19 protein-coding genes are annotated in these 18,699 nt (G+C 48.2%); 15 read left to right on the plus strand and 4 right to left on the minus strand.

Going from position 1 to position 18,699, the window contains the following annotated elements:
• Positions 1-26: 26 nt before the first annotated feature.
• Together acnA and EP073_RS07185 are read right to left on the minus strand one after the other, a co-directional pair.
• A complete protein-coding gene (gene acnA / locus EP073_RS07180; protein WP_128466477.1) occupies positions 27-2,672 on the minus strand; it encodes an aconitate hydratase AcnA in 2,646 nt (881 codons plus the stop codon).
• A gap of 11 nt (positions 2,673-2,683) precedes the next feature.
• A complete protein-coding gene (locus EP073_RS07185; protein ID WP_128466478.1) occupies positions 2,684-3,433 on the minus strand; it encodes a slipin family protein in 750 nt (249 codons plus the stop codon).
• A gap of 79 nt (positions 3,434-3,512) precedes the next feature.
• Between EP073_RS07185 and EP073_RS07190 the strand changes: the two genes are divergently transcribed.
• The 6 genes from EP073_RS07190 to EP073_RS07215 all read left to right on the plus strand — a co-directional run bounded on the left by EP073_RS07190 (position 3,513) and on the right by EP073_RS07215 (position 8,306).
• Positions 3,513-4,388: a YicC/YloC family endoribonuclease gene (locus tag EP073_RS07190; RefSeq protein ID WP_128466479.1), complete on the plus strand. Its 876-nt coding sequence runs from the start codon at positions 3,513-3,515 to the stop codon at positions 4,386-4,388.
• Complete coding sequence (gene gmk / locus EP073_RS07195) at positions 4,381-5,007, plus strand: guanylate kinase (RefSeq protein WP_241653975.1); 627 nt, start codon at positions 4,381-4,383, stop codon at positions 5,005-5,007. Before EP073_RS07190 ends, gmk begins: the two co-directional genes overlap by 8 nt.
• 5 nt (positions 5,008-5,012) lie before the next feature.
• The gene (gene rpoZ / locus EP073_RS07200; protein ID WP_128466481.1) at positions 5,013-5,225 is read left to right on the plus strand and encodes a DNA-directed RNA polymerase subunit omega; all 213 of its coding nucleotides are present in this window, start codon (positions 5,013-5,015) and stop codon (positions 5,223-5,225) included.
• A complete protein-coding gene (gene coaBC / locus EP073_RS07205) occupies positions 5,218-6,393 on the plus strand; it encodes a bifunctional phosphopantothenoylcysteine decarboxylase/phosphopantothenate--cysteine ligase CoaBC (protein ID WP_128466482.1) in 1,176 nt (391 codons plus the stop codon). The genes rpoZ and coaBC overlap by 8 nt, the downstream gene beginning before the upstream one ends.
• Positions 6,390-7,031 (plus strand): uracil-DNA glycosylase, encoded by a 642-nt coding sequence (locus tag EP073_RS07210; protein WP_128466483.1) that lies wholly within the window; start codon positions 6,390-6,392, stop codon positions 7,029-7,031. The genes coaBC and EP073_RS07210 overlap by 4 nt, the downstream gene beginning before the upstream one ends.
• Before the next feature lie 75 nt (positions 7,032-7,106).
• The gene (locus tag EP073_RS07215; RefSeq protein ID WP_128466484.1) at positions 7,107-8,306 is read left to right on the plus strand and encodes a CsgG/HfaB family protein; all 1,200 of its coding nucleotides are present in this window, start codon (positions 7,107-7,109) and stop codon (positions 8,304-8,306) included.
• Here the strand turns inward: EP073_RS07215 and EP073_RS07220 are convergent.
• Positions 8,290-8,508 (minus strand): hypothetical protein, encoded by a 219-nt coding sequence (locus EP073_RS07220; RefSeq protein WP_128466485.1) that lies wholly within the window; start codon positions 8,506-8,508, stop codon positions 8,290-8,292. The two genes, EP073_RS07215 and EP073_RS07220, sit on opposite strands and share 17 nt — an antisense overlap.
• Here EP073_RS07220 and EP073_RS07225 point away from each other — a divergent pair.
• The 9 genes from EP073_RS07225 to EP073_RS07265 are packed head-to-tail and all read left to right on the plus strand — an operon-like array spanning position 8,486 to position 18,093.
• Positions 8,486-9,229 (plus strand): hypothetical protein, encoded by a 744-nt coding sequence (locus EP073_RS07225; RefSeq protein WP_128466486.1) that lies wholly within the window; start codon positions 8,486-8,488, stop codon positions 9,227-9,229. The genes EP073_RS07220 and EP073_RS07225 overlap by 23 nt on opposite strands.
• Before the next feature lie 20 nt (positions 9,230-9,249).
• A complete protein-coding gene (locus EP073_RS07230) occupies positions 9,250-10,353 on the plus strand; it encodes a hypothetical protein (protein ID WP_128466487.1) in 1,104 nt (367 codons plus the stop codon).
• 21 nt (positions 10,354-10,374) lie between these two features.
• Positions 10,375-12,462, plus strand: a complete 2,088-nt coding sequence (locus EP073_RS07235) for a CHASE2 domain-containing protein (RefSeq protein WP_128466488.1) — start codon at positions 10,375-10,377, stop codon at positions 12,460-12,462.
• Positions 12,463-12,474: 12 nt separating this feature from the next.
• Positions 12,475-13,149 carry a 7-cyano-7-deazaguanine synthase QueC gene (gene queC, locus EP073_RS07240; protein ID WP_128466489.1) on the plus strand — a complete coding sequence of 225 codons (675 nt, stop codon included), beginning with the start codon at positions 12,475-12,477 and terminating at the stop codon, positions 13,147-13,149.
• A 12-nt stretch (positions 13,150-13,161) separates the two neighbouring features.
• On the plus strand, positions 13,162-14,124 hold the full coding sequence (gene pfkA, locus EP073_RS07245; protein ID WP_128466490.1) for a 6-phosphofructokinase: 963 nt from the start codon (positions 13,162-13,164) through the stop codon (positions 14,122-14,124).
• A gap of 9 nt (positions 14,125-14,133) precedes the next feature.
• Complete coding sequence (locus tag EP073_RS07250; protein WP_128466491.1) at positions 14,134-14,637, plus strand: cob(I)yrinic acid a,c-diamide adenosyltransferase; 504 nt, start codon at positions 14,134-14,136, stop codon at positions 14,635-14,637.
• Between the two features lie 2 nt (positions 14,638-14,639).
• Complete coding sequence (locus EP073_RS07255) at positions 14,640-15,098, plus strand: GatB/YqeY domain-containing protein (RefSeq protein WP_128466492.1); 459 nt, start codon at positions 14,640-14,642, stop codon at positions 15,096-15,098.
• A complete protein-coding gene (locus EP073_RS07260; RefSeq protein ID WP_128466493.1) occupies positions 15,085-15,792 on the plus strand; it encodes a CvpA family protein in 708 nt (235 codons plus the stop codon). The genes EP073_RS07255 and EP073_RS07260 overlap by 14 nt, the downstream gene beginning before the upstream one ends.
• Before the next feature lie 15 nt (positions 15,793-15,807).
• The gene (locus EP073_RS07265; protein ID WP_128466494.1) at positions 15,808-18,093 is read left to right on the plus strand and encodes an endonuclease MutS2; all 2,286 of its coding nucleotides are present in this window, start codon (positions 15,808-15,810) and stop codon (positions 18,091-18,093) included.
• Here the strand turns inward: EP073_RS07265 and EP073_RS07270 are convergent.
• The gene (locus tag EP073_RS07270) at positions 18,090-18,485 is read right to left on the minus strand and encodes a response regulator transcription factor (RefSeq protein ID WP_128466495.1); all 396 of its coding nucleotides are present in this window, start codon (positions 18,483-18,485) and stop codon (positions 18,090-18,092) included. The two genes, EP073_RS07265 and EP073_RS07270, sit on opposite strands and share 4 nt — an antisense overlap.
• Between the last annotated feature and the right edge of the window lie 214 nt (positions 18,486-18,699).

The raw sequence follows: 18,699 nt of genomic DNA on the forward strand, positions 1-18,699 counted from the left end.
AATATGCTCCCGCGGGGCTTGTGTGATCAGATCATCAGTTTTCTTAAAACGAAATCCAGAATTCCGCCGTGTTTGAAGTATTCGATCTCTATGTCGGTGTCAAGTCTGCACATGGTGTCAAACTCAGTCACCTTGCCGTCCGGCTTAACAGCCTTCACTTTAATTGTGCATCTGGGGGTTACGTCGGGCAATCCTTCTATTGTGAAGGTCTCCGAACCGTCCAGACCTAGGTTTTTCCAGCCCTGATCATTCTTAAAGACCAGCGGCAGAACGCCCATTCCCGCAAGGTTGCTTCTGTGTATTCTCTCAAAACTTTCGGCTATGACAGCCCTTATTCCCAGAAGCTTGGTTCCCTTCGCTGCCCAGTCACGGGATGAACCTGTGCCGTATTCCTTGCCACCGAGGATAACTGTAGGTATTCCTGATTCAATGTATTTCATTGAGGCGTCATAGATGAACATCTCTTCGCCTGTGGGCACATATTTTGTATATCCGCCTTCTTTCGGCTCCACGAGCTTGTTTTTGATCCTCACATTGCCGAATGTTCCGCGCATCATAACCTCATGGTTGCCCCTTCTGGAGCCGTAGGAGTTGAAGTCATCCTTGGCGTTGCCGTGGGCTATGAGATACTGGCCTGCGGGATAATCGGGCATTATCGAACCTGCGGGGCTGATGTGGTCTGTGGTTACCGAATCTCCGAGCAGCGCTATCACTCTTGCGTTTCTTATGTCCGTTATGGGAGCAGGCACCGGTTTGAAGCCTTCAAAGAATGGAGGTCTGCGGATGTACGTGGAGTCCTTCTGCCAGTCGAAGATTTCGCTCTGGTTGGCGGAAAGCGCAGCCCAGAACTTGTCTCCTTCGAGTATACGTCCGTATTCCTTGAGGTAGTCATCGCTGGAAAGGCTTGATTCCACAAGAGCCCATATCTCTTCCGATGTAGGCCATATGTCTTTGAGATACACGGGCTCATCATTCGGGTTGAAGGCTATGGGGTCGGTGTCCATGTTGATGTTTACGGTTCCGGCGAGAGCATAAGCCACAACAAGCATCGGCGAGGCGAGGAAATTCGCACGGACATTGGCGTGAATGCGCGCCTCAAAGTTTCTGTTGCCGGAAAGAACTGCGGCTACGGACATTTTATTGTCCTTAACTGTTTTTTCGATGATAGGATGAAGCGGACCGGAGTTGCCTATGCAGGTGGTACAGCCGAACCCTGCGGTATGGAATCTAAGCGCCTGAAGGTAAGGCATGAGACCCGATTTTTCAAGATAGTCGGTGACTACCTTTGAGCCCGGGGCTAAGCTTGTCTTCACATATGCGGGAACACGCAGTCCCCTCATCACGGCTTTCTTCGCCACCAGTCCGGCGCCAATCATAACAAACGGGTTTGATGTGTTTGTACATGAAGTGATGGCGGCTATGACAACGGAACCGTTTTTAAGCGTAAAGTTTTCACCCTGAAGAGTGAGCGGTACTTCCGCGCCTTTGCCGGCGTAGTCGTCCATGACTTTAGGCAGATCTTTAAGGATTATCCTGTCCTGAGGTCTGGCAGGACCGGCGACACATGGTTTAATAGTGGAAAGGTCAAGCTCAACTACCTTGGTATATTCGGGCGTAACGGAATCATCATAGAAAAGTCCGTTCGCTTTGGTATATTTCTCAACAAGATCAGCTTCTTCGACTCTGCCTGTGAATCGGAGATAACGCAGTGTTTCTGCGTCAACAGGGAAAAATGTCATTGTAGCGCCGAACTCAGGACTCATGTTGGATATTGTGGCTCTGTCCGGTATTTTAAGGGCTTTTATGCCGGGACCGAAGGCCTCAACAAATTTCTCAACCACTTTATGCTTCCGGAGGAGCTCGGTTATTGTAAGGATAACATCCGTTCCGGTGATTCCTTCGGCGATTGTTCCTGTGAGCTTAAGCCCTATAACCTCGGGAATGGGCATATAGTAAGGCTGACCGAGCATTACCGCCTCTGCCTCGATTCCCCCGACACCCCAGCCCATGACTCCGATTGCGTTGATCATGGGCGTGTGTGAGTCTGTGCCGACCAGAGTATCGCAAATGGCTACCGTCTCGCCGTCTATCTGGCGTGTGTCAATCACTTTGCCGAGATACTCAAGGTTCACCTGATGACAGATCCCCGAGCTGGGCGGAACTATGCGTACATTGAGAAACGCTTTCTGAGCCCACTTGAGCACAGCGTAGCGTTCGCCGTTGCGTCTGTATTCACAGTCAACGTTTTTATCAAGACTGTCCTCACTGCCGAAATAGTCCACCTGAACGGAGTGGTCAACGATGAGATCCACAGGGACAAGCGGATTGATAACGGAAGGATTTTTGCCCGCTTCATTAACTGCGTCTCTCATTGCGGCGAGATCAACTATGCCGGGTATGCCTGTGTAATCCTGCATTATAACCCTTGCAGGGTGATACGGAATTTCCTTCGGAGCATCGTATGTGGGCTTCCAGTTCGCCACATCCAGAACATCCTCTTCGGTGACAATATGCCCGTCAAGCTTTCTGAGCATATTTTCAACAAGAACCCTGATGGAGTAGGGGAGTCTTTTGATATTTGCCAGACCGTTCTTCTCCAGCTTGGTAATGTCGTACATGACGACTTTGCCCTTTGAGGTTTCCAGAATCTTCTTGTAATCCGATTTGAGCATACAGCCTCCTCCTACTTGGGTAATCTATCCATAAACTTGCTTATCAGATCAATAGGCAGCGGGAACACAATAGTTGAGTTCTTTTCGGATGCTATCTCCGTGAGTGTCTGCAAATATCTTAACTGTATTGTAACAGGGTTTTTGGACATTATCTCGCTTGCCTCGGCGAGCTTTTCCGCAGACTGCATTTCACCTTGAGCGTGTATGATTTTGGCTCTTCTTTCCCTTTCGGCTTCCGCCTGTTTCGCCATAGCTCTCTGCATTTCGCTGGGCAGGTCTACATGCTTCATCTCAACGGAACTGACCTTAACCCCCCAAGGGTCGGTCTGCTTATCGATAACTGTCTGAAGTTCATCGTTGATCTGCTCACGGTTGGAGAGAAGGTCATCAAGCTCAAACTGACCCAGAATGCTTCTCAGGGTTGTCTGCGCGAGCTGGCTTGTGGCGTAGTAGTAATCCTCTACTTCAAGAACAGCATTTTCAGGCTTGAGAATCCGGAAATAGATAACCGCGTTGACTTTAACGGAAACATTGTCTTTTGTGATTATATCCTGCGGAGGAACGTCCATGACCACCGTACGGAGGTTAACCTTTGCCATTTTCTCCAGAACGGGTATCAGGATGATAAGCCCGGGACCTCTTACGCCGGAAAATCTTCCGAGCCGGAAAATAACCCCGCGCTCGTATTCTTTAAGCACTCTGACAGAGTTTGCCAGCAATACGACTGCTAAGAGCACCAGCACGCCTAAGGATGGAAACATATTGACCTCCAAATTCTATTTCTGTATCATTTTACACTCAATATCAAAAATTTGCCACACCCGTAAGGAGAAAAATTCCATGGGCATAAAAAGTATGACAGGCTACGGAAAAGGTATTTCCGTTTCAGAGAGCTGCGATATAAAGATCGAGATAAAGAGTGTGAACAGCAAGTATCTTGATCTTAACATCAGAATGCCCAAATATCTATCCTTTATCGAAATTTCAGTGAAAAACCTCATAAGGGAACGCCTTGAAAGAGGGAAGGTTGATGTCTTTGTTGATGTAAGTCTTAAAAAATCACAGTATAAGCCGAAGCTTAACAAAGAACTTCTTCAGGGATATATCAACGCGCTTAACGCCGCTAAGGATGAGTTTTCGCTTGACGGAAGCCTTTCTCTGGATCATGTTATCTCCCTTCCTGACGTTATCGGGACGGAAGAGGACGACAGCCTCGGCGATACGGCGGGCAAGGTGCTTATGGACGCTCTGAAAGCAGCCCTTGACGGGCTGGAAGCCATGAGAATGAACGAAGGACAGGCGCTTAAGGCGGATCTCCTTGAACGTATAGCGATTCTGGAAGAAATGAATCGTGAGATTGATGAAAACCGCAAAGATGTTTATAATTACTGGTATGATAAGTATACGGCAAGGGTCAGGGAGCTTCTGCCTGAAGGCTTCTCCGACGAGAGGATAATTCAGGAAGCCGCTCTTTACGCTGAAAGAAGCGATATAAGCGAAGAAGTTACCCGGATATACGCCCACGCTGAGCATATGCGGCAGATAGTGAATTCCAAAACCGCCTGCGGCAAAAAGCTGGACTTCCTCTGTCAGGAGTTCAACAGGGAGTTCAATACAATCGGCTCAAAAAGCAGTAAAATAGGCATAATCAATAATGTTGTCAGGGCTAAAAGCGAGCTTGACAGAATCCGCGAGCAGGTGCAGAACATTGTATGACAGAAAAAGATTCAGGCAGGGCAAGCTTTTTGTGGTGAGCGCTCCCAGCGGAGCGGGCAAGACTACCCTGTGCAGTAAGCTTCTGGAAAACAACAAGGCGCTTCGGTACTCCATTTCGTACACCACCAGAAAACCCAGATTTGATGAAGCGCACGCGGCGGACTATTTCTTCGTTGATGTCCCTGAGTTCAGACGCATGATTGATGAAGGCGAATTTATCGAATGGGCTGAGGTGCACGGCAACTATTACGGCACCTCAAGACGCACTGTTGAAGGCATAATAGACGAAGGCGGCGACGTTCTGCTTGATATAGATCCGCAGGGCGCACGTCAGCTTAAAGCCACTCTCGGCTATGGCGTATATATATTCATAACCGCTCCCAGTATTAAGGAACTTGAAAAACGCCTTAGAAACCGCCGAACCGAACCGGAAGACGTTATGCGGCTTCGCCTTGATAATGCCCGCAAAGAACTTCGCCTTTTCAGCGAATATGACTATATTATAATGAACAGAGACTTTGAAGAAGCATACAAACATCTTGAATCAGTCTATATTGCCGAACATCTCAGGACAAAAGATGTCAGGGACATATACGAGTTGATGGAAGAGGAGGAGTAGATTTTATGCCAATGCTCGACATTGAGAAGAGAATTAAGGATGACAAGATGAAAAGCCGCTTTAAGCTTGTGAGACTTGCCGGCATCCGCGCGAAACAGCTTAACAGAATGAAGGACGGTGACATACCTGCCAAGCTTGAGAGATACCACAAAGTTACAACTAACGCTCTTGATGAAATAATCGAGAAAGCAATAGACTTCGAGGAGACAGATGGCTAACATTCTCATCGGAGTGAGCGGAGGAATTGCCTGCTACAAGATACCCACCCTTTGCAGGCTGTTTAAAAAAGAAGGGCATGACGTTAAGGTGATCCTTACCGAGAATGCCTCAAAATTTGTCACTCCGCTTACCTTTGAGTCTGTAACCGGAAACAGAGCCTACACGGGTGAGTTTGATCCGGGGCTTGATCCGGAAATCATTGAACATATTGACCTTGCAGGCTGGGCGGATAAATTTGTCATTGCTCCCGCAACGGCTAATCTTACAGCAAAGGCGGCTTGCGGCATTGCTGACAATCTTCTTACGTCCACTCTGCTGGTGTATACAAAACCCGTAATCTTTGTTCCTGCCATGAATACAAATATGTTCAATCATCCCGCTACTCAGGAAAATCTCAAAACCCTTGAGAAAAGAGGACACATCATCATAGAACCGGACAGCGGCGAACTTGCGTGCGGAACAAGCGGCAAGGGCAGAATGAAGGAGCCGGAGGAGCTTTTCAGGCTTATAGAAGGGGAACGCCCGCTTGCGGGTCTTCGTGTTTTGGTTACAGCCGGAGCCACTGTCGAGCCTATTGACCCTGTCCGCTACATCTCCAACTACTCCAGCGGTAAAATGGGACTCGCAGTTGCCTCAAAGGCGAGGGAACTCGGGGCCGAGGTGAAGGTGATCGCAGGGAGCATAAGCGCTGACTGCTCAGAGTTTGACACTGTTTATGTGAAATCCGCAGAGGATATGCTGAACGCCGTGAGGGAACATGTCGGCTCATGCGATATTCTCATAAAAGCCGCTGCCGTGGCGGATTATGCTCCGGTAGAAGCCGCAGTGCAGAAAATCAAGAAGAATGACGGAGAGCTTGTTATCCGCCTGAAAAAAAATCCCGATATTTTAAAAGAGATCGCACCTCTGAAAAAGCACTCTCAGGTGTTCTGCGGTTTTGCTGCGGAGAGTGAAAACCTCAATAAAAACGCGATCCGGAAACTTAATGAAAAGAAGCTGGATATGATTGTCGCAAACGATATTTCCAGAAAAGATATAGGCTTCGGCTCTGATGACAATGAGGCGGAGATCTTCTTCGCGGACGGTTCATCCGAACACTTCAGTAAAGGCTCCAAAAAACTGCTTGCCGAAATGATTCTTATACGCGCGGCAGGGCTTCTGAAATGAGCTCCTTCGGCAAAAACCCGATAGAGGAAATATACGGCGTCAGCCACATTCTGAAACCTGCCGTTCCCGCAAAACAGGAGACTGAGGACGATATGAAAACCCTTGCGGAAAAAGTCGCCGTTTGTGAGAAATGCGGACTTTCCAAAGGGAGAACAAACTCAGTTTTTTCCGACGGTGATGAAAACGCCGATCTGATGTTTATCGGCGAGGGACCCGGCTATGACGAGGATATGCAGGGTAAGCCTTTCGTGGGTAAAGCCGGTAAGCTGCTCACAAAAATGATTGAGGCTATGCAGTTTAAGCGTGAGGAAGTTTATATCGCTAACATAGTCAAATGCCGTCCGCCCGATAACCGAGCTCCCTTCAGAGAGGAGGCGGAAGCCTGTATCCCGTACCTTTACCGTCAGATAGAGTATGTTAAGCCGAAGGTCATTGTCTGTCTCGGCAGCGTGGCAACTCAGTACCTGCTTAAAACCACGGCGAGCATTTCCAAAATAAGGGGCGAATTTGTTGATATGAACGGAATAATGGTCATGCCGACTTATCATCCTGCTTATCTTCTCCGCAGTCCGAACATGAAAAAGCCGGCTTGGGATGACCTTCAGAAGGTTATGTCTGTTCTTGGCAAAAAAAGTTAGCCTGAATACATAATTTTCCGTTGCATAAACAGGAAACATGTTAAAATTTATCATTACTCAATTCGAGGTGTGGTGATGAGAAGAGTTATTTTACTTGCCCTTGCGGCGGCAGTCGCGGGCTGTACAGGAGGGGGACCCAATGTGGATCCGATGTCTGCTCAGGTTAGCTCGGCAGATGCAGAGATGGTTGTTATCCCCGAAGTATGCAAAAGTTATTACAAGTTTGACAAGCCCAGAGTCGCTGTCGCTCAGTTTATGAACAACACTTCATATGGAAAAATGACTGCGGCTAACACAAGCTTCGCGGGCAAGTCCACAACCAAGCGCACCAGTGCCGGCGTTGCAGGAGTGGTTGTTGCTCCCGGAGCAGTCGGAGTAGGTCATGTGGGAGCTTCCAAGACTGATGTTACGTCTTCAGGTCAGGTTGATACCTACATGAGGGAAGTTGCGCCGAAGATAGGCGAATACGCCCAGTCAGCGACGGAAAACATTGTGGCTAACATAGGCGGAATGAGCATCTTTGACAGATCAAGCCTTGAAAGCATACTCAGCGAACAGAAATTTCAAATGGCAATAGCCGATCCTGATACAGCAGTCAGGGCAGGCAAGCTTGCCGGCGTTCAGTATATTTTCGCAGGCACTGTGGACAGCATAAGCGCCAAATACATTGCTCCGGACAACAATAAAACCTCTGATACCGGCAATGCGTGGGCTAACCTTGCTCTTGCTTTAGGTAAAGCCGCCGCTAATACCCAGACAGGCTGGATCGTCAATATTGAAATGACTGTAAAGATGATCGAAGTTGAAACCGGTCAGGTTATAATCAACACTAAAGTCAAAGGTCGCGAAGTTGCGGGCGGAGGGCAGGGTCTTAACCCCGAACTCATAGCAGAAGCCGCTAAAAAAGCCATGGGCGAAGCCATAGACGATGTTAAGCCCGATCTTTCCCAGAGATTTTCCCCAAAAGGCTACATAAAGCAGATACGAGGCAATAAGACTCTCGCTCTTGTTAACATGGGCAGCGACGCTGGAGTAAAATCAGGGGAGAAGCTTGAGGCTTACGAATTCATAGAAATCTCCGATCCGTTTACAGGGCAGAAGTCATGCAATATGGCAAAAATTCCAGTGGAGCTGACTATCTCCGATCAGATAGCTCAGGATCAGGCATGGGCTAAAATAGACGGTAAACCCGAAGCCCTCGCCAGAGTTAAAACAGGCTCTATCATCAAGCGTGAAAAGCTTGAAGGTCAGAGCATGTTCAAGAAGATGTTTTAATAACCTTTAAAGGAAGAAGACCGGATGCTGAAATTCGGTTTTCTTCTTTCTTTTCATAAAAGTTTAATCCGCTCCGCGCAGGTTTCCTTTCAAATGTGTTTTTTACCTTGTTAAGTCTTTTCATCAAAGTTAAAATCATAAAAAGCCCAGCGGGAGGAACAGCCATAAATCCGAAGAATTTGCTTCTGTGTTTTCTGTTCATATTTTCGACCGCCGCCTACGGAGCGGACAGTGCATTTCCGCCCGAGACTCTCAGTCATCTTGATATACTCAACAGCGGCAGGATCACCGTTATCGGTTCATCCCCCGAAGGGCTGAAAGTAAATGACGCTCTGAGACGAGCGAGGATAGAGGCTGAGGAAAAAGCCCATGCCATACTCTCCGATCTTCCCGTGAGCGGACTCAGAACATTAGAGGACGCGGCGCTTTTTGACAATGAATCGGAGCATGTTTTCAGGGAGCTGCTCTCCTCTCTTTCATCATGTAAGAGCAAAGGAATTTACGACAAAGCGAAGAAAAAAGGCTATTATTGTTTAACAGGAAGGATTGATCCGCTTGAGATTCTGGCAGAGAAGTCCTCCGCTGCCGTGAAATCAGAGCCGGACGGCACTGCCGCTGAATACGACTCCGTGATAATAAACGCTGCTGTCGGCGTATTCGTTCCCGCTCTTATGAACAGGATATATGCCGCTGACGGAACGGAGATATGGAACAGAGCCTTCGGTCATCCGGTTTATGTGACCGATATGCCGGATGCTGTGACTCTGCTTTTTCAGGAAGGCAGACGTAAGCCGCTTTCTCTGAACGCTGAAAGAGTGGCTTCTTACACGGATGTTTATCTCGGCAAAACCGCGTCCGATGAACTGAAAAGACTGCTTTCAGCCGGAACGGATGTTAAAATTGTATTTGCATTTCTCAAATAAATTGCTCAAACGAGGTTTGTATGAAAAAACTGATTATGCTGCTTGCAGCCGTTTTTATGTGCGGCGCTGTTTATGCCCAGCCTGTAAAGGTCAGTGCCATAGGTGAGGCTGATATAACGGGCGGTGACACCGCTTCGGCAAGGACAATCGCCATAGCCAGAGCAAAATGGGCAGCCCTTGAGGAAGCCGCAGGGGTCAAAGTCAAGTCAGATGCTATACTCCAGAACGCCGTGCTTGTGGATGAAGCCATCAAAACCGAGGTTCAGGGTGTTATCAAAAGCTTTAACATAACCGGAGAAGAGAAGGACAGCTCCATATACAGAGTTCAGATCTCCGCCATGGTTGAGAAAACAAAGGCGGAAAGCGCTGTGGGTGTGGTATCCAAAAATACGACCATCTCCGTTATGCTGCCTGTTGTTTTCCCGAACGGCAGGGTTGAGGAATCCAGCGCTCTTTCAGAGAATGTGATAAACGAGCTCACCTCACGCAATATGGAAGTAGTGGATATGGCGGGCGGAAACGGCTTCGGAGTGAAGGAACTCGAAAGAGCCATGAAGTCGAACGATTATCTCGCGCTGAGAAATGCCGCTTTCAAAAACCTGTCCAACACTATTCTCATCGGCAAAGTTGAAACCACCGCTACCGCACAGCAGGGAACGGACATAGGCTACGGCGTCTCATTGCCTTTTAATGTTGTAACGGGCAGGCTCACTTACAGGCTCATAACCGAGAAATACGGCAACAGGGTTATTCTCGCCAGCGGGTACATCCCCGTGAGAGGGCAGGGCACAACCATTGAGGACGCAACCTTCAGGATGACGGAAAATCTCCGTGATTCCGTTGCCAATACCCTTGTCGGCATAGTGATGGAAAAAATGCAGGGCGCGAACAGCAGGATGGTCACTGTCCGGCTCATGGGCAGGACAGATATAGATAAGCTCATGCAGCTTAAACAGATGCTCACCTACACAAGCTGGGTGCTTGAGGTGAAGGATCAGGGTGTTGACGCCCTTGCGGTTACTTATCCCGAAAAATCGCTGTACCTTGCTACCTCAATAAACGGCAGGGGCGGCTTCAAAGTGGAAAAATTCTCAGACTATGAAATAGCAGTATCTCCCCAATAAATCATAAACCGGCGGTAGCTTATGAAGATTATTCCATCATTCTTAAGGAATTATAAATTCGGGCTTCTGGTCGGTTTTCTTGTTTTTTCGGCACTTCTTTTCGGCTTTCAGCCCGGGTTCATAGACAAGTTCGCTCTCGGTATTGAAGACGGTAAGTTCCACTTCCGTTCCGCAGTCGGCATGACACCGAAGCCCTATGAGGACATGGTGATAGTAACCGTGGACGAATACAGCGTAAACAAGCTGGGGCGCTGGCCTTGGCGCAGGGATGTCATAGGGGATCTTTTCTACAATCTCCGAAACGCCGGCGTGGTCACCTTGGATATTGTTTTTTCCGAACACACGGAGCCCGAGCGTGATAACTATCTGGCGGAAAAGATTCTGGATGCGGATAACATTGTCCTCGGTTTCTTCATGCGGGATGATGCCACTCAGGAAACCACTGAGGACACCATATATGCCCTTGAGGACTGCGCTTATCTCTCATTCAAGATGCTGGACAACACCACTGCGGTTAAGGAATTTCCTTTCGCCGAAGTAAATATAGACGAAATAGCCCACATGGGGCTGACATGCGCCTACTTCAACACGGAAGCCGACGCTGACGGTCTCTACAGACGATACCCCATAACATACATCCACAAGGGCTATCTGTTTTCGCCGTTGGGGATTCAGGCGCTGCGCTATTACCTGAATCAGGATGTGGAGCTTGTAATTGATAAAAACGGGGTGAAGAAGTTTGCTCTCGGCGATATAGTTTTCAATAACCAGAGCTACTTTAAGCTCAATTACTATGATGATGTAAAATATGTCTCTGCGTATGATGTTTATTCCGGCAAGATTCCGCCTGAATTCTTCGATAATAAGATAGTCGTCGTGGGAGTCACGGAAACGGCTGTTTACGATATGCGTCCCACACCCATAAGCCCAATCACCCCCGGGGTGTCGCTCCATTACACAGCGATAAGCAACCTGCTTCAGGGGCATCTTATCAAGTGGCACAATGCTTGGGATTATATGCTTATTATCCCCGTGCTTATTATCATCTTTGCTCTCAGCTTCATAAAAAAGCAGTACCTGCGGTGGTCATTGTATGTTCTGGCTCTGGGTTCGGTTTTTGCCGTTTCCTACAGTGTTTTCATCTATTTCAATATATGGCTGAGAGAGTTCTACGCTTTGTTCCCTGCCGTGCTGATGATCGTGGGTACTGAGGCGGTGGCCTTCTTCAAGACGGAGCTTCATGCCCTTGAGGTGAAAAAGGCTTTCGGCTCATATGTTTCACCCGAGCTTGTGGAGGAGATACTAAATAATCCCGACGGGCTTGAGCTTGGCGGTCAGGAAAGGGATCTTACGATTCTTTTCTCCGATATACGGGGGTTCACAACCCTTTCGGAAAGTCTTACCCCTACTGCGCTTGTATCCATGCTGAACAGGCTTCTTGATCCGATGACAAACGTCATTCTCAAAAACAGAGGCATGCTTGATAAATACATCGGCGATGCGATGATGGCAGTTTTCAACACTCCCGTTGATGTGCCGGATCATCCCGACAAGGCTGTGAAAAGCGCTCTTGAGTTGCTGGAAACATTGAAAGTGGTGAACGCTGAGTTCGCTAAAGAGGGCATACCTGTGGTGGACATAGGCATAGGAGTAAACACCGGAACAGTAGTCGTGGGCAACATGGGCTCAAAGGTGCGCTTTGAGTACACGGCGATAGGCGACAGCGTTAACCTTGCCTCCCGTTTGGAAGGACTGTGCAAGCAGTACAAAAACAGAATAGTGATCAGCGAATTTACCCGAAACAGACTCACGCTTCCGTTGATATGCCGTGTGCTGGACAAAGTGCGGGTGAAGGGCAAGCACAAGCCGGTGGAGATTTTCGAGCCCATGGCTGACACGCCGGAGAACAGGGAAATTAAAGACAGCTTTGAAAAAGCCCTTGATAAATATTTCAACATGAATTTCAATGAAGCGCTTGCCATTTTTCGTGACATAGCGGAAAAATTTTCAGACGGTCCTTCAGAGGTTTTTGCGGAAAGATGCGCGGATTTCCTTAAGGAGCCGCCCGAAAAAGACTGGGACGGAGTGTACACTCTGAAATCAAAATAGGAAGTGCTTAATATGTCAAAGAAAAAAGCTGTTGTTCTCGTAAGCGGAGGCATGGACAGCTGTGTTACCGCCGCTGTTGCCGCACAGAATTACGAGCCTTGCTTTCTCCATGTAAATTACGGTCAGAAAACAGAAAACAGGGAATCTAAAGCCTTTGAGGCTCTTTGTCTGGCTTACGGAATAAAAAGAAAACTTGTTGTGGACATCAGCTATCTCAGGGAGATAGGCGGCTCATCGCTCACTGACGACGCCATAGAGGTTGAAGAGGGCGAGCTGGACAGGCAGGGGATACCGAAGACTTATGTCCCTTTCCGCAATGCGAATATACTCTCCATCGCCGCAAGCTGGGCGGAGGTTCTTGAAGCCTCAGCTATTTTTATAGGCGCAGTGGAGGAGGACGGCAGCGGCTATCCGGACTGCCGCAGGGTGTTCTACGATGCTTTCGAGGCGGCGATAGACGCCGGAACCAGACCTGAAACGAAAATTAAAATTGAAACTCCGCTCATTTCCATGAAAAAATGCGATATAGTTAAACTGGGCAAGGAACTCGGCGCGCCCCTTGAGCTTTCATGGTCATGCTATAAAAGCGAGGATGAGGCGTGCGGCGAGTGCGACAGCTGCCTCCTGCGCCTGAGAGGGTTTAAGCAGGCGGGTTACGAAGATCCCATCCCCTATAAAAAAAGATAATGGTGTGAACCGATGAAAAAGATTGCCGTTATGACCAGCGGAGGCGACAGCCCCGGAATGAACGCCGCCATCAGAAGCGTTGTGAGAACAGGACTAGCCAATGGTATCGAGGTTTTCGGAATCGAGCAGGGCTACAAGGGCTTGATCGAAAACAGGATGCGCAGCCTTTCCAGCAAGGATGTTTCCAATATGGTTTACAGAGGCGGAACATTCCTCCGAAGTGCCAGATGTCTGGAGTTTAAAACTGAGGAAGGGCAGAAACTCGCTGTCAGCAGCCTTGAAAAAAACGGCATAGATGGGCTGGTTGTCATAGGCGGCGACGGTTCACTCACCGGAGCTAAAATCCTTGCGGAAAACTACGGCGTGAAAGTCATAGGTCTGCCGGGCTCAATAGATAACGATATATACGGAACAAACACTTCCATAGGTGTTGATACGGCGCTGAACAATATAGTCCACGCCATAGACACCATAAACGACACCGCAAGCTCCCATGACAGAACCTTTATAATAGAGGTGATGGGAAGAAACTGCGGCTATCTCGCAGTGATGTCCGCCATAGCAGGCGGGGCGGAGACTGCGCTTATTCCGGAGGTTCCGTATCATTTGGAAAGCATAATAGCCAAAATTAAGAAGAGATACGAGGAAGGCAAGACCAGAAGCGTTATCATTCTGGCGGAGGGTGTCGGTTCCGCTTACGATTTCGGCAAAACCTTTGAGCTTATCGGAGGATTCGAGACACGGATCATCGTTCTCGGACACATACAGAGAGGCGGCAGCCCCACATACTTTGACCGCATACTCGCCACCAGAATGGGCGACGCAGCGGTGAGAGGGCTTATGAACGGCAAAACATCCTGCATGACTGCACTTACCGGAAGAGAGATAGAGCTTATGCCTCTGTCCGAAATAATAGGGAGGAAAAAGGTGTTCGACGCCGCATTGCTGAAAATGGCGGAAGATTTAAGCACATAGGAGAGATCCATGAGCGTTACCACAAAGACGGGAGACAAAGGGCAGACCTCTCTTTACACAGGGGAGAGAGTGGACAAGGATGATCCGGTTATGGAGTTTCTCGGAACCGGAGACGAGCTTGTATCAAATCTCGGGGAACTGCGTCTGAGAGTGAGCGCTCATGCCGAGGATATTCTGCGGATACAGAAGACAATTTTTCGCATAAACTCATACGCCGCCACGAAGAAAGGACGGGAAAGGTTCCTGATTCCGCAGGAAGAGGTGGATTTTCTGGAAGGAAAAACCAAGGAGTTTGAGGGCATAACCGGAGAGCTTCACGGATTCATCATACCTTCGGAAAATCTCAACGCGTCCAAGGCGGATATATGCCGGACTGTGGCAAGAAGATATGAAAGAAGATTGATAACTTTGTCTGCTTATGTTAATTTTGACACTGTCGTCAGAAAGTATGTTAACAGGCTGTCCGACATGCTTTTTATGATGGCGAGAGTGATAGGAAAGGAGAAAGACTGAAAATGAGCCTCAAAGACACAATAACCGATGACATGAAAACATATATGAGAGAGAAAAACCAGATAGCCCTCGATACGGTGCGTATGCTCCGTTCGGATATTAAGAATGTGGAGATCAATAACAGACCCGCAGGCGAGCTGGACGATGAAGGCGTGCTGAAGGTAATCGCCTCCTCCGTGAAAAAACGCAGGGATGCCGCCTCTCAGTACAGAGACGCCGGCAGACCCGAGCTTGCCGAGAAGGAAGAACTTGAGATCACATTCCTTGAGAAATACATGCCCGCCCAGATGGGTGAGGAAGAAATAAGAAAAATCGTAGCTGAAGCCGCCGAAGGTGTGGACGTGAGCGATAAAAAGAACTTCGGCGCCGTGATGAAGAAGGTTATGGAAAAAACAAAAAACAAGGCGGACGGCAAGCTTGTCAACGAGCTTGTGAAGGCAGTGTTTGATGGAAATAACTGACATTGTACTGCTGATAATTATCGGCGCTTTTGCAGTGCGCGGGCTGATAAAAGGGCTTGTGCACGAGCTTTTCGGCATAGCGGCTATAGTAATAGGCTATCTTGCGGCTTATAAATATTCCCTGACGGTGGGAAGCCTTTTCAAATCATTCGATTTATCGGAGAAATCCTTAAGCGCGCTGGGTTTTGTGATTGTTTTCGTTGTCGCATACCTGATTGTGATGATAGTTGCCGTGTTCATAAGCAAAATCATAAAGAACGTGTCCCTCTCGGAAGTTAACAGAGGCGGCGGAATGGTTTTCGGCGCTTTCAAGGCGGCTGTTATTCTTTCCGTTATTCTCACATCTTTTATCTCTTTCATGCCGAAGGAGTCGGGATTTGTGAAAACAACCGAAAGCGGCGCTGTTTCCGGCTTTCTCATTAAACTTTCCCCCGTTATATACGACATAGTGAACAAGTTCGGCGGCTCGCAGGTAAACCCTTTCCGTGAGGAGAAGATAGAGCTTGAGCCTGTTGATATTTTCGGCGGCGACCCCGGGCAGAAGGCTCTGGAAAAGGTCAGGGAATCTGCCGAAAACATCAAGGACGGTGCAGAGGAAAAATCCGGCGACATCATGGATAAAATAAAAGACATGACCAGAGAGGAAAAAGACGCTCTGGCGGAGAAGCTCCTCGCTCCTAAGACCGATCAGTAAATCCGGTGAAATACTTTGACAGACTCCCATATTGAATCATTAGAGTTTCCCTTATTCAGACAGTATCTCAGAGGTTCCTTCATATCAAGCCTTTCTGCCGCCGTGCTGGAAAAGCTTGAGCCCTTCGGGGATTACGGAACCGTAAAAATGCGTCAGGATGTTATGGAAGAGGCATTGAGCCTTGTGAAATCCATAAACATAAGCATTCAGAGAGATGAAGACTACCTTGCGGTTTATCCGCGCATAAACGATCCACTTGCTTTCTTTGAGCCTCAGGAACTGATGGAGATACGCAAGTTTCTGCTGAGCGCTGCCGCACTTAAGACAGCGCTCATTGATGCCGGTGCAGTTCATATGAAGGCTTATCTGAAAGGCATGTCAGCGCTTACGGACATCACCGCAGCCATAGGCGAGGTGCTGAACGATAAGGGCGACATACGTGATGATGCCTCCGCCAGACTCAGGGAGATAAGAAACGAGCTCCAGTCGGTGAGAAAGAAGATACACAACGCCCTCAACTCCGTGCTTTACAGCCTGAACGCCGAGAAGTTTATTCAGGAACTTGTCATAACGGAGCGCAGCGGGCGTTTTACTCTTCCATGTAAGAGCAACTTCCGGCAGTACATCGACGGCATAGTTCATGACCGTTCAGCAAGCGGACAGACTCTCTTTGTGGAGCCTGAATCAACCGTTTCCATGAACAATACTCACCACGAACTTAAGGCTGAGGAGCGCAAAGAGATTTTCCGCATTCTCAGCTCTATTATCCGCAGTATATATGAAAAACGCAGAGAAATACGTTCCACAACAGAGAACTACGGCGAGGTGGCGTTCCTGCTGGAAACCGCCCGCTTTTACAAGCCAAAGCCGCACTGCATGCCTGTTTTCGGTGATGTGCTTGAATTTGACCGTGTTCATCATCCGATCATCCTCCTTGAAAAGAAGGGTGAGTCAGTTCCGCTGAATATAAGGATGGAGAAGGGCGAGCGCATCGGCGTTATCTCCGGCCCCAACACCGGCGGCAAGACGGCTGCTCTTAAGTCTATGGGACTTAACCATATTATCGCTTCCTGCGGGCTGCCGCTCATGGGCAAATCCGCCAAGCTGTACAGCGTGAAGAAGGTTTTGGCGGACATAGGCGATCATCAGTCGCTGGTGATGGATCTCAGTACATTTTCATCTCACATGGTAAATATCAGAGATATTATAAACGCCGCGGATGAAAAAAGTCTGGTGCTTATGGATGAGCTTGGAACGGGAACCGAACCGAGAGAAGGCGCGGCTATAGCCGTTGCCGTATGTGAAAGTCTGGCGGAAAAAGGAGCGGTTACTTTTATTACCACACACTTTGCGGAGATAAAGAACTTTGCTCTTTCAAGGACTGATTCCGCTATATTCGCCGTTGAGTTCGATTATAAAACCTTTGAGCCGAAATACAGCCTCCAGAAAGGTATTGCAGGTAAATCCGACCCCCTTGTTATTTCCAAGCGCCTCGGCTTCCCCGAAGCCGTTGTGAGGCGTGCGGAAGAGCTTATCGAAGAGGCTAAAAACTCTCTTGAAATAGGCATAGAGGAGGTTAACAGGCTTAAATCAGAGCTGATAAAAGAGAAGGAAACCTACCGTGGGCGAAGGCTGGAGCTCCTTGAGCGTCAGGCGGTTTTTGAGGAGAAGGAAAAGGCTCTTAAGCAGAGACTGGATAAAAAAGAAACAGAGCTTCTGGAAGAGGCGATGCGGCTTTTTGAGCGCGCAAAACGTCTGGCCGGAGAGAAGCAGGGGAAAATAGACAAGACCGAAGCCCTTGAAGGAATGGAGAAATCTGCCGAAAAGCTCACCGTTCTCAAAAAGAAACTTAAACCTGTGCGGGATATTCAGGTGGGTGACATTATCTTTCTTGAGAAGTATGAGAAGAGCGGCAAAATTACAGCCATAGAAGGAAGCACCGTTTCTCTTGATCTGGGCGGGCTTAAGATAAAGATGAAGCGTGCCGACATCATAGGAAAAAAACTTCAGGAAGAGGAAAGGGTGAGGGACGTTAAGCTCAGCACTGACGCCGCCCCTGCCGTGCGCAGAGAGATTCTGCTTGTGGGCAGGAGGGTTGAGGAAGCAATAGACGAGCTTGATAAATTTATGGACGAATCGCTCCTGAGCGGGTTCGACAAGATATACATAGTGCACGGAAGAGGAACAGGGCAGCTCCGCAGAGGCTTGCATGAATACATGCGTAACGACCGCAGAGTAAAAAAATACGCTATCGCCTCAAACGAAGAGGGCGGGCAGGCGGTAACAGTCGCCGAGTTTTAGCAGCATTTGTTATTTATCTTGTCCGCCATGGAAGGATGATTGAGAAGAGTTTTCAGCATGCGTTCGAGCAGAAGCTTCGGTTTGAACGCATCCCCGCCGATGTTTTTCTGGAGCATTTTGTCAGCTCCAGTTGCAAAAAGTACATGCGGCATAACCCCGTCAAGAGAGTTTATCACGCTCTTCAGCTCTTCATGAGTGATGAATTTGCAGTGCATATCCATCACAATGAGGTAGAAGTTTTCCCCGTCCTGATGTTTTTTCTCAAGGCAGTAGAAAACTTCGCCCTTGCAGTTTGCCGTGGCGGCTCCTATGCCCGCTTTTTCAAGCTCGGCTTTAACTGTATCTGTGAAGGATTTTTCGTCATCTATTAAAAGAACGTCATAAGCTTTCATAAAAGCCTCCCTAAAAGCGGCACCGCAGAATGAGCGGTTTGAAATTGTCTGAAATCTGTGTGCATATTCTCATACTTTACGAAACAATGGAAGTGGCTTTTCACATTTTTATTTAGCTGACATAGATTTTGAGTATATTATGTAAGTCTGTTTTATATTTTTCTCATGATAATAGTTGACAATTGTCCATGTTTTAAATATACCTTAACAAAGG

Origin of the sequence: Geovibrio thiophilus (assembly GCF_004087915.1) — a bacterium.
Lineage (GTDB): Bacteria > Chrysiogenota > Deferribacteres > Deferribacterales > Geovibrionaceae > Geovibrio > Geovibrio thiophilus.